The organism is Chryseobacterium sp. Marseille-Q3244 (assembly GCF_940807095.1).
Lineage (GTDB): Bacteria > Bacteroidota > Bacteroidia > Flavobacteriales > Weeksellaceae > Chryseobacterium.
Map to the genome: position 1 here is coordinate 444,954 of NZ_CALNWX010000002.1, position 12,642 is coordinate 457,595.

A 12,642-nucleotide genomic window follows, 5' to 3' on the forward strand; every position below is an offset into this window, starting at 1 on the left:
GTAGCTCACGCTTCGGCGTGGGCTCACTTACGGAGTTTGTTGCAAGGTGTTTGGCGATACCTCTAGTACAAGCGATGATGTAGTGAGTCCACGCTGTTTTTAATTCCAATGCTGTTCGTTCACTCTACATTACAATCTAAGCCCTGCTTACAAAATAGTATCATGCACGATACAATAGGAGGGTACAACCTATTGAGGCAATAAAATGCCAACTTGGGACACAGATTTCATTCATATTAAATTCTTTCCGGTGCCTTGCGGTCACTGCTTGCAGAACCTCACCAGTCCTTTTTCATACCAAAGGGCATTAGGAAAGTCTTTACATTATCCACATGAATCAACAATAGCAAAATTAAAATCAGAAGAAAAAAGAAAAAGCCCCTTCCCATACAGTTTGGAGACCTAAGGGAAAGAGCTGAAATCAGTTATTAATTAAATTAAAAACCTTTACAAATCTATGAAAAAATCCTATTACAATATAGGAGGTATTTTCTTTGGCCTTATGCTGACAACAGTAAGTATCAATACACAGGCTCAAACACGCACCATTTCCGGTACCGTAACTTCGTCAGACAAACCACTTTCGGGAGTTGTCATTTCTCAGGAAGGAAGCGACCAAGTAACCATTACCGGCAATAACGGAACCTACCGAATGGAGGTTAATACAGAAAATCCCATCCTATTGTTCAGACATCCTGATTATGCAGAAGTAAAAATTACAGCAAATAATCAGACCGTCGTAAATGTCAGCTTAGAACAGAAAGTAAAGGGAATCGAAGAAGTTATTCTCAACGCAGGCTACTACAAGGTTAGAGACAGAGAAAGAACCGGTAGTATCGCCAAAGTTTCAGCAAAAGATATAGAGAATCAGCCAGTCACCAATGTTCTTTCAGCGGCGCAGGGTAGAATGGCAGGGGTTAACATTACTCAAAGCACAGGAGTTGCAGGTGGCGGTTATGATGTACAGATCAGAGGAAGAAACAGTCTCAGAACCCTATCCAATAGTCCTGTGGACGGAAATCAGCCTCTATATGTTTTAGACGGAGTGCCTATGGCCACATCAGTTACCTCAACATTTTCTGCACAGATCTTACCATTCAGAAATATCAACCCGTTGAATAGCATAAGTCCCAATGACATTGAAAGCCTGGAAATCTTAAAAGACGCTGATGCCACTGCTATTTATGGAAGCAGGGGAGCTAATGGTGTGATCTTAATTACAACTAAAAAAGGAATTAAGAATAAATCCAGTATCACGGTTAATTCAAGTCTGGCTTTCAGCAGTGTAGCATCAAGGATGAAAATGATGAATACCGCAGAATACATCCAGATGAGAAAATCTGCATTTGCCAATGACAATATTTTAATGTTGCCGGCTACGGCTTACGATATCAATGGTGCATGGGATCAATCCCGCTCTACCGATTGGCAGAAAGAATTAACAGGTAAAACAGCAACAACGTCGAATACCAATGTGGGACTATCGGGAGGCTCAGACGGATGGACTTACCGGATCAATGTTACCCATAATGAACAGACAACGGTTTACCCAGCTGATTATCAGTATAAGAATAATGTTTTATCAATGGGATTTACCCACAGATCGAAAGATAAAAAGCTGAATATTGCTCTTGCAAATAATTTTTCGCAGCAGTTCAATAATGTCATTAATGAAGATATGACCAATATCGGTTTGTCTTTGAGCCCCAATGCTCCTACGCTTTATAATGTTGATGGCTCATTGAATTGGCAAAATAACACCTTTACCAATCCCATAGCATCAACATTAGCTACTTATCAAAACGATACCAAGCAGATCAGCAACAGTTTAAATGTGTCTTATCAGCTTTTTCCAAACATTAATTTTAACATTAATTCAGGATTCAATTATCAGAATTTTGAAGAATTTAACCTGCGACCTCATACAAGGTATAATCCTGCCTTTAACTTTACGAGTTCAAATGGGTCAAGTACCTTCACGAGTTCATTTTCCTCATTTTCATATAACGTGGAACCACAGATTACCGGGGACTTTGTGTTGGGAAGAAATAAAGTCAGTGTTCTACTGGGAGCTACTGTTAATTCTTTGGAGTCAAAACAGTCTTCTATTCAGGGTTCAGGATTTGAAAGCAATGCATTAATGATGAATATTAATGCAGCAAAAACAAAAATATTCTCGGATATTATTTCCACAGATTATAAATATATTGCAGCCTTCGGAAGAATAAACTATCAATTTGACAGTAAGTATATTGTTAATCTTACCGCAAGAAGAGATGGTTCCAGCAGATTTGGACCCAATAATAGATTCGCCAACTTTGGAGCCATAGGAGCAGCCTGGTTATTTTCCAAAGAGAACTTTTTGGCAGACAGAAAATGGTTAAGTTTTGGGAAACTGAGAGGCAGTTACGGTATTGCAGGAAGTGATAATATTGGTGATGCTCAATTCAGAGACACCTATTCAGTAGCTTCATCAAGTATTTATAATGGAGTAGTAGGGCTTGTACCCACCAGGCTGTTCAATGGTAACTTTAGCTGGGAAAAAACAAAAAAGCTGGAATTTGCCCTTGAAACTTCATTTTTTTCTGATGCTATTGGAATGAATATCTCCTGGTTTAGAAACAGATCAGATAATCAACTCGTTGGACTTCCATTGCCGGCTACTACGGGCTTTACATCCGTTCAGGCTAACTTAGCGGCAACTGTTGAGAACAAAGGTTGGGAGTTTGAATTCAGAGCTACACCCATTAAAACCAACAATTTTACTTGGGAATCCAATTTCAATCTTACGATCCCCGAAAATCGTCTTCTAGCATTTCCTAATCTGGAAGGATCCACTTTTTCCAATCAGTATGTAGTAGGTTACAGCACATCTATTGTAAAACTGTACAATTTTACGGGCGTTAATCCACTAACGGGACTTTACTCATTTACAGATGTTAACGGAGACGGTAAAATCTCAGCCCCTGATGACAATAAAAGTATTGAAGATCTTTCAGTGAAATTTTATGGAGGGTTGTCTAACAGATTACGATATAAAAATTGGGATTTGTCCTTCTTATTCCAGTTTACAAAGCAGAGAAATTATAACTACCACAGCTATATGTCAGTTCCCGGAACGATGAATAATCAACCGCAGGTGGTTTCTGATGTATGGTCTGTGAATAATCCAAACGGTTATTACATGCCGTACACCACTGGTGTAAATGCAACAAAAAATGCTGCGCATACCAATTTTATGAGAAGTACAGCAGCTGTTGGCGATGCATCATTGATAAGGTTAAAAAATATCCAGCTTAATTACAGGCTGCCCCTTCAAAATTCTGTTATCTCTGAAGTGATGATTTATGTTCAGGGTCAAAATGTGATTATATGGACAAACTATTTCGGTCTTGATCCAGAGTTTGTTGCCACAGGATATTTACCACCCTTAAGAACATGGTCCATAGGAACTCAGATTAATTTTTAAAATTAAAAAAATGAAAAATAATATATTCAATACATTGAAAAGTGTTTCAATAAGCTTAGTCCTGTTGGGATCGATATCATGTGAACAGTTTATCAATACAGAACTTCCCTATAATCAAATTGGAAACACGGAAGTGTTTGCAGATGTCTCATCAGCCAATGCCGCCCTTGCAGGACTGTACGCCGAACTTTGGAGCAGCTCGATGATTTCAGGAGATGCGACAGGTGGAGCTGCTATTCTTGGAACGTATACGGATGATCTCAACTGTTATTCCCCATACGTTCAGAATGGTCTTGTTGATATTTACAACAATGTACAGATTCCAAGCAATACGATTATCTACAATTTTTGGTCGAGAGCATATAAACACATTTATTATGCAAACTCAATTATTAAAGGTGTAAGGGAATCAACCTCTATTTCACAGGCAAACAAAGATCGATTAATTGGAGAAGCTACGGTTATACGCTCGATTTTATATTTCAACTTGTCACAGATTTTTGATGACATTCCGTATACCGATACAACGGATTATGTTTACAACAGTCAATTAAAAAAGATGTCGAAGAGCCAACTTATGTCATATCTTGAAAATGATCTGAAAGGCAGCATTAGTATTCTGAATGACCAATATGCTAATCAGGAAAGAATCTACATCAATAAAAAAACGGCGGAGCTATTACTGGCAAAAGTTTTAATGATGGATGACAAATGGAGTGAAGCAGAAATTCTGTTATCCCAGATTATTCAATCACCGCTTTACACTTGGGAATCTGATTTAAGTAAGGTTTTTATTAAAACAGGAAAGCACATTTTGTGGCAGTTAAAGCCGGCGAACTCAACGGATGCGACAAAAGAATTTATCATGTTCAATTTTACAACAAGTCTGCCAACATCTTTTTCGCTGTCAGATGCTTTAGTCAATTCTTTTGAAACAGGAGATTTAAGAAAGCAGGCTTGGATAATTTCTACAGTAATCAATCAGAAAACCTATTTCCGTCCATTGAAGTATAAGAATCCTGTCAATGCCAATTCGACCGAAGACTCCGTCATCTTTAGAATTGAGGAAGTGTACCTTTTATATGCTGAATGCATGGCTCAACAGAATAAACTATCTGAAGCTAAAGCAGCTGTTGACAAAATCAGACAGCGAGCAGGACTTAGTCCTTTACCTTTTGGTCTTTCAAAAGATGGGCTCATTGATAAAATGATGGAAGAATCAAGACATGAGTTTTTTGCAGAAATGGGTCATCGATTCTATGATCTAAAAAGATTTAAAAAATTAACCTTGCTTCCTCTAACAAAACCCAGCTGGAAAACTTTTCACAGTGCTTTTCCTATTCCGGAAAAAGAACTGGTCATTAATCCAAATCTTAATCCACAAAATTTCGGGTACTGATGAAAACTTTTTTAATATTCGTATTGTTTTTCTTAATCCAGCAAGTATTTTCTCAGGAGAAAAGTGAAATGGCATCGAGAGAAAAATATGATAACTATGACATTAATCTGAAAGATACTTCATTAGACGGCAAGTGGCTGGCATTTTATAAAGTGTATGATGACAACAGTGATACTCTTGTGATCGTAAATCGGAACAATCCCGACAAGCAATATCAGAAAGTAAAAGTACAAGATCACAAGTGGAGTAACGACCGACTAGTGCTGAAGTATAATGACCATACAGAAGTTTTTGATTATAATAAAAATAAACAATGGGAATTACCTGCATGTAAAAGCTTTGGAATGATTCCTAAAGATCATTTATTGGCACTATACAGTTCTGACACAGTTAAGGTCTATGATTTGAAAAATGAACAGTTACTGGATAAGATAGGATTAGTTTCTAACGTTTTTTTTCATGATGATACAATTTGTATGCAAGTTAAAAATGGAACTGAGTATGACCTAGTTGACTTAAAAAATAATGGCATCGTATCTTTGTACAAAACACCTAATACTATATTTAGTGTAAAGTTTCTCAGAAATCATTCTTTACTAATTTTTGAAAAAAAAGATGGAAACATTCAAGACATTGTATATTATAATGGGTTTTCAAAAAAAACATTCAAGTTTGCGCAAGTACTAAAGCCTCAATTTAATTCTGCTACCGGATACCAAAGAAATGATGGAAGCATAATAATCACTACGGAAAAGACAAAGGTCAAAAGACAATCTTCTGATCCTGAAGTTTGGTTAACATCAGATAACAATCTTATACAGAAATTTAAAAATACTGTACCAGGTCAATTTCTTTGGCAACCAGAAGAAAAAAAGATTCTTAAGTTGGGAACTAAGAACCTAGAGAGAGTCGTAGATATCAATAATGACAACTATTTTTTGACGTTCAGCTTTTCCCAAATGCAGGATTATACGACAAAACAGGTTTCATCAAAAGTTTACAGATTTGATCAAAGAAACGAAGAATTTAAATATGTTGATACGATAAAAGAAATCGCTTTTTATTCGCCGGGTGGTCAGTATATAATTTATAAAAAAAATAAATTTTGGAAACTATTAAATATTAATACGTTACAGTATACAGAGATTAAAGATAACTCTTTTGCCAATGTCTATTTTACAAAAAATAACAAGATCATATTTGACGGATCGGAGGGACTTTGGGAATACGATATAAAAACAGATCATCTTAAACTCAGTTACAGAGATGAACCGGGAATTTACAAGATTCTTACCTATGACTATTCAGGCAATTTTCTAAATTATCTTTTAGAAATCAATTTTCGTAGTCGAGGGCTTAATGAGAATAGTTTTATGTTTGAAGTTTATGATCCATCTACGTTAGTGAAATCATTTTATGAGAAAACCAATACAAAATATTTACCTCTGATTAAAACTACCACTTCAAAACTGGTTTATCAGAAAACTGATATTTCAAAAAACAGTTACGTTTTTACAGAAGAAAACTATAATCTGCCTAAGCAATTGATCACTTTGAGCAGGTCAGAAAAAAAGAAGGTAGTTTATCAGTCAAATAGAGGGGATAAAGCACAAGCAGATTTTCGAATAGAAACCATTCATTATCAAAACAGTGAGCATGCTAATCTTAAAGGGACATTGCATTATCCTCTCAATTATATTCCATCTAAACGCTATCCATTGATCGTCCATGTGTATGAGATACAAAGTGACAAACGCAATGAATACCCGGTATTCTTGGAACAAAATATAACTGAAGGCTTTGATATCCGATCTCTTTTGGAACAAGGATATTTCGTTTATATGCCTGACATTGTTTTTGATAAACGGGGAACAGGCATATCGGCACTGGACTGCGTGAATAAATCTCTTGATGCAATAAGTGGTTACAATTCAATAGATTTTGATAAGATAGGGATGATTGGTCATTCGCACGGAGGTTACATCACCAATTTTGTTGCAACCCATTCAAATCGATTTGCAACCTACATAGCAGGTTCAGGATATAGTGATATTGTTCGCTCCTATTTTTCAATGAGTTTTCATTATATGAGTCCGCTTTATTGGCAGTATGAAAACGGACAATTTAATTTAAAAACTTCTTTTTTGGAAGATAAGGAACTTTATTTCCGCAATAATCCAGTTTATTATGTGGAAAATGTTTCAAGACCCATCTTGTTATGGACAGGAAAAAAAGATCTGAATGTTGAGTGGGGGCAATCGATGGAATTTTATATCGGGCTTAAGCGAAATAAAAAAGAGGCTACATTGCTCATATATCCAGAGGAAGGACATTATATAGCTTCCAGGTCGAGTTCGAAGGATCTTTTTCAAAAAACGATGGAATGGTTAGGACACCATTTGAAAGGAGAAGAAAAACCAGCATGGACAGAATAAAAATAAGAAGGATGCCGAAAGGCATCCTTCACTTTTTAATTTCTATATAATGTCTGTCCGCATTCCGTATCGCTGAGATATGACTGCATTACTTTTGGTGAACCGTTGACCAATTCGGTGCAAACTGTACCACCAATGACATCACAGTCAATTTCTCCAAATGGAATACATTTCTCAGCTGGAGCAGCTGGGTCAAAATGATAAGCAAAAATACTTGCTTTCTTCTCTGTTTTTGCTTTGTTTGTAGCAAAAGCACTTCCGACACCAAACACTAAGATGGCTACGGGAATCATGATTGTTTTAAGATTTCTCATAATAATTGTATTAAGATGTGCCTACGATTAAAACAGGTTTTCGGCTTTACCTGTGAAATTGCTCAAGTATCGGTTGCGCAAAATGATATTTGACAATTTCATTTCCAATGAGGATATATAAGTACTCACCAGCGATAAACATGTCCTTTACTTTCTCACCATGGCGATTGGGTACCAGAAAGCTCCCGGAATAATATTGCTGATTAATCTTATAAAGGTCAATAATGCTCGACTTATTCCACTGCATGGTTCCATCATGGACAGCTTTGGAATTTGAATTGACAAACAATAAATTATTGGTGACAAAAGCATTTTTTACACTTTGCTGAAGGGGATTCTTAATTTTCGTTGAACCGTCAGGAAGTTTTACGGTTTCGGTTTTCTGCTCTTTTTGAAAACCAATCATTTTTAATCTGTTACTATTTCTACTTTTTGCATGATCAAAAGCAACAAACTCATTTTTGTAGTAATATAAATACACTGACATTTTTGTCTGCAGGTCAGAAAGTAAAAGACCATCATTGTCAATATATCCTGCTTCATCAGTTCCCAGAAGATCATATTCCAATTTAACAATGTTGTTTTGATAATAACCCAATACGAAATTTTTGAATTTTGAGCTTTGTGATCTAAATAAATAGTTTTCTTCCGAAAGAACATTTAACTGATCAAAAAACATCTCATTTTCAGTCACTTTATGTAACGGGTCATTATTTGAAATCGTTCCCTTAAAAATCACTGGAACAGTGCCGTCATAGATATAATAAAAGGGAGCTTTCCATGCTATTTTCAGACTTTTAAATTGATATGATTTAGTTTCTAAAGGTATTCGATACTTTGAGAAACCGCTCAGATCTTTTTTTACAACAGTAATATTTAAAGGTGCGGTTGTGTTGCCGAGGTAAAGATTATGAGAATCATCTCCCATAAAATAAAAAGAATTATAATCAATATTGAGATGAGTTTCTTCTTCTACTGCATGCGGTATGTATCTTCTTGTGAAATTATTATTTTTTCTTATTTGTTTTTCAGACTGAAGATATAAAAGGCTAACAGACAGTGAGCTGATGAAGATTACCACTACAGGTCTTGAAATAAACTTAATTGCCTTCTGACCTTGGTGTCTTTCAGCCAGTACAATGGCAAAACCTGCAATAATTACACATATCCCATTAAAGATTAAATGGGATTTCCATCCCATATTTTCCAAAATTCCACCACAGGAGCACGGAACAAACTCACTATACTCGAGAATTAGGTAAATATACATCGTAAAAGCAGACATCAGTCCAAGCGAAAAGTATAAGCCTAAAATTCTTTTTGCAGGAATCATTAGAAAAAACACCGCTATAAATTCTATAACTATTGTAAAATAGGATATGCTTCCAGCATAGACGCTAAGCAGAGGAGACTGGGCAATCTGTGACTGAAAGTTTTCAAAATCCAGTACTTTACTCACACTTGCATAAATAAAAAGGATGGCAAAAAAATACGAAACAGCAGTAATACAATAAATTTGAAAATTTTTCATGATATATAGTTTTTTTGATTACTGTTCAGTCAAAAGTTTCCATCGAACTTTATGACCGCAATAATCCGGCATAAGCTCGCCTTTAAAAAGGGCAATGGTTGTTTTAAAATTCCCCATACTTTCCCAAATGCCACTCGCCGGACATGGTAAGCCTGTTGCAATTGATATATAGGTATGAGGAATCATAGGTTGTAAATTGATTAATTGCTTGGCTTTATTCTCCAATTATCTCCATCTCTTACTGGGGGATCAGGATCTATTATTTGTTGTACTGTTTTTGCAGAATCATATCTCATCTGTAGATTAGTTTTTATTTCAAATTTTTCATTATTAGTTGAGATGATATCTTCATCTCTCTGGACACAGCTTTGAGATAAAACTGATCCAATCATTATGCTCAAAAATGGGATAAACTTTTTCATTTTATAAATTTTTGTTGATTATCCCGACGTCGGATTATGTAGAATTCTGAAGCCAAAGTTATCTGGCAAGTGCCTAGAAAAAAACTACATTACGGTACTATTTTAAAATAGTGACGTCACTATTTTAGAATAGTACCATGTGATTTTTAATGATAATGTATTATTAATCAGACTTATGTACGTTTTGCGTTTAAAATGCTTGTAAACTGCTAAAATAGATAGTGTTTATAGGCAAATTGCGTAATTTTGGAATGGTGAGGCTCTAATAATAGCATATGAAAAAGTTAAATTACTTTCTCGTCTTCATTTTTGCATTTTCTCAACACATATTTTCACAGCAAAAAAAAGAGAGAACCTTCTGGGAAATCAGAAAAAATTATCAAAAAATGACCATTGACGACATTCGCGCAATGCCATACGTTAAGGACTATATTCAAAAATCTAAGAGACAGAATAACTTGCCAAAACTCATCCAAGGATATAGGGACGGTAGGCAATTTGATTTTGCTAACAAAATGAAATATGCCGACAGCGCGTTGGCGGCAAGTATTAAATATAAAAACAACGATGATATTAGCAAAGATTACTTAAGCAAAGGAATCATTTATTACTTCTATCAAAAAAAATATAAACTGGCTTTGAATGAATATTTAATGGCATATAAATATTCAAAGGATTCAAAAGATGAGTACCATTATTATAAAGTTTTATATCATCTTGGAATAGTTAAAGAACATTTAGGTTATTATGACGAGGCTTTAGAACATTTTTCAAATTGCGCAGAGTTCTACAGCACCAAAATGAACAGTAAAATGCACGAGAATATACTTTTCAACTATAAAAAAGCTTATTATAACTCACTGCATCAGATGACAATAGTAAACCGATATCTGAAAAATTTTTTGAAAAGCGACAGTTTAATCGATCTCGGATATCATCTGACAAGAAATGATGGTGATTTTCTTATTGAAAATAGTTACTTTCTTAAGTGTAGGGGAATTTCAAAATTTCATAAAAAGGATTATTCGGGAGCAAAATTAGATTTAGAGCAGGCACTTCCGATATTGTTGCAAAGAAATGATTTTGCATGGACCTCGGTAATTTATTATTATCTTGGAAAGATATCAGAAGTAAGAAACCAGTTACCCAATGCTATAAAATATTATGGCGCAATCGATTCAATATTCGAAAAACAACAATTTATATTTCCTGAGATTTACAGGGGTTACAATTATCTAATTAGCTATTATAAGGATAAGGATCTTAATAAGCAGCTTTATTACACAAATCAGCTTTTAAAAGCTGACAGTTTGGTTACAAAAGATTATCCTTATTTATCAAATAAGTTGCATAAGGATTACGACCGAAATACTCTAATACAAGAAAAAGAAAATATTGAGACAACTGGACGAAATAATATGTTGTTTGCAAATATTCTTATTGTAACGGGATCACTTGCATTTACAATTCTTTCCTACAAATATATAAAAGACCAAAAAATAAAAAAGCAGTATGATTTACTTCAAAAGAGAATTGCTGAAGGTAACAATGTGCTTTTGGACAAAAAAGTAGATGAAGCAGATGATAATTTGTTAAAAAAGAGTTTACTCACTCCTGAATTGTCCCATGAAATTAGAATAAAGTTGGACAAGTTTGAGAAGGAACTCCAATTTACCAAGCGTTTAACTCAAAATAGCTTAGCCGCTAAACTCAATACTAATTCACGATATTTATCGGCTTATATTAATGAGAATAAAGGTGTAAATTTTAATAAGTATATTGCTGGATTACGGATTAATTATATTACAACTTTATTAAACAGTAATAATAAATACTTAAATTTTACAATAGAGGCTTTAGCAGAGGAGTGCGGTATTGTGGCTAGACAAAACTTTTCAAAGCTTTTCTTCGAGATTAATGGGATTCGTCCAGCGGATTACATAAAAAAGCGAAAACAAGAGCTCGGTTTAAGTTGAAAATGGCTCCAGTAAACGTTTTTTTGTAAATTTCTAGAAAAAGGACATGGTAACAAATACTATTTTTAGAGAAATTACTCAATTACATGATGAGTTAGAATCAGAGATTAATAAAGTTTATAAAGAAGATAATGATGTTGTCAAACTCGCTGAAAAATCTTTGATTCTCATTGATAACGCTGTGCGAAAAGTTAAAGGAATGATTTCATCCCATCATTTTGATACAATTGCTCAAGAAATACATTTTTTCAAGAAAATAAAACCGCAGTTTATTTCAAAATTTATTTATCATTCAACAATCCTTGATATTGAATCTCATAAGCCTAATGCAGGCATTAAAATTATTAAAGAATATTATGAAGCTGAGCAAGAAAAGTTAAAAAATTTTTATACTGAACAATCCGAATTTTACAGTTATTATCGTCGTGATGCCACCTATTTGGATCACAAGATATTTGTGAGGAATTCTTATGATTTAAAAATGAAGCTATCTTTTGGCTTTTACAATTTCGATACAAGTTTTACAACATCTCACGATCATCTAGTAGCAAGATTTATTGCCAATCAGCTATTTGATGAATATTTGAAAGAGTCAATAGCAAATTTAAGTGAAAACCGCAGCAATAAAATTTTATCACCACTAGTATGGTCTGCATCGAAAGTGAGTCTAACTGAATTACTATTTGCCTTACATCTAAGTAATTGTTTTAATTCGGGTCACACCGAACTATCGGAAATTTTTAGATGGGCAGAGAAATCATTTGATATTAGTTTAGGTAACTATCATAAAACTTTAGGTGAAATAAGACTAAGAAAAAATGATCGGTCAAAATTTCTGAATTTACTCCGACAAAATCTTAATCAGTATCTGGATGATTTAGATATCTAAGTAATTTTTCGGTAGTACGACAAACTACCGAAAAATACCCTAACACAAATAATCAGAGAATTTGTAAATATTTTTGGGAAAATATCCGCTTAATTACGGAAGTTATATGTTATACACCTATTGCTTGGAAAGTTTGAACAACTTTTTTATATAAAAAAAATCTTTCGGTAGTACCGAGAAACTACCGAAAGATATTTTGCGTGATTT

General features: G+C 34.4%; 9 protein-coding genes. 5 read left to right on the plus strand and 4 right to left on the minus strand.

What is annotated here, in order from left to right:
• Positions 1-457 precede the first annotated feature (457 nt).
• The 3 genes from NBX25_RS05150 to NBX25_RS05160 are packed head-to-tail and all read left to right on the plus strand — an operon-like array spanning position 458 to position 7,303.
• Positions 458-3,469: a SusC/RagA family TonB-linked outer membrane protein gene (locus NBX25_RS05150; RefSeq protein ID WP_002981181.1), complete on the plus strand. Its 3,012-nt coding sequence runs from the start codon at positions 458-460 to the stop codon at positions 3,467-3,469.
• A gap of 10 nt (positions 3,470-3,479) precedes the next feature.
• Entirely contained in the window at positions 3,480-4,868 is a 1,389-nt protein-coding gene (locus NBX25_RS05155; RefSeq protein WP_002981180.1) for a RagB/SusD family nutrient uptake outer membrane protein, read from the plus strand.
• Complete coding sequence (locus NBX25_RS05160) at positions 4,868-7,303, plus strand: alpha/beta hydrolase family protein (protein ID WP_002981179.1); 2,436 nt, start codon at positions 4,868-4,870, stop codon at positions 7,301-7,303. The genes NBX25_RS05155 and NBX25_RS05160 overlap by 1 nt, the downstream gene beginning before the upstream one ends.
• Before the next feature lie 35 nt (positions 7,304-7,338).
• Here NBX25_RS05160 and NBX25_RS05165 read toward each other — a convergent pair whose 3' ends face one another.
• From NBX25_RS05165 to NBX25_RS05180, 4 genes are read right to left on the minus strand one after another with little or no spacing between them, the layout of a single operon-like run.
• Positions 7,339-7,617, minus strand: a complete 279-nt coding sequence (locus tag NBX25_RS05165; protein WP_002981178.1) for a DUF6520 family protein — start codon at positions 7,615-7,617, stop codon at positions 7,339-7,341.
• Positions 7,618-7,663: 46 nt separating this feature from the next.
• The gene (locus NBX25_RS05170) at positions 7,664-9,148 is read right to left on the minus strand and encodes a MauE/DoxX family redox-associated membrane protein (RefSeq protein WP_002981177.1); all 1,485 of its coding nucleotides are present in this window, start codon (positions 9,146-9,148) and stop codon (positions 7,664-7,666) included.
• 18 nt (positions 9,149-9,166) lie between these two features.
• Complete coding sequence (locus tag NBX25_RS05175; RefSeq protein WP_002981176.1) at positions 9,167-9,334, minus strand: hypothetical protein; 168 nt, start codon at positions 9,332-9,334, stop codon at positions 9,167-9,169.
• A 14-nt stretch (positions 9,335-9,348) separates the two neighbouring features.
• Positions 9,349-9,570 carry a hypothetical protein gene (locus tag NBX25_RS05180; RefSeq protein ID WP_002981175.1) on the minus strand — a complete coding sequence of 74 codons (222 nt, stop codon included), beginning with the start codon at positions 9,568-9,570 and terminating at the stop codon, positions 9,349-9,351.
• Between the two features lie 386 nt (positions 9,571-9,956).
• Here NBX25_RS05180 and NBX25_RS05185 point away from each other — a divergent pair, with 386 nt between their 5' ends.
• Together NBX25_RS05185 and NBX25_RS05190 are read left to right on the plus strand one after the other, a co-directional pair.
• Entirely contained in the window at positions 9,957-11,546 is a 1,590-nt protein-coding gene (locus tag NBX25_RS05185; protein WP_225875512.1) for a helix-turn-helix domain-containing protein, read from the plus strand.
• 46 nt (positions 11,547-11,592) lie between these two features.
• Positions 11,593-12,435: an RteC domain-containing protein gene (locus NBX25_RS05190; RefSeq protein WP_002981173.1), complete on the plus strand. Its 843-nt coding sequence runs from the start codon at positions 11,593-11,595 to the stop codon at positions 12,433-12,435.
• Positions 12,436-12,642: the final 207 nt, after the last annotated feature.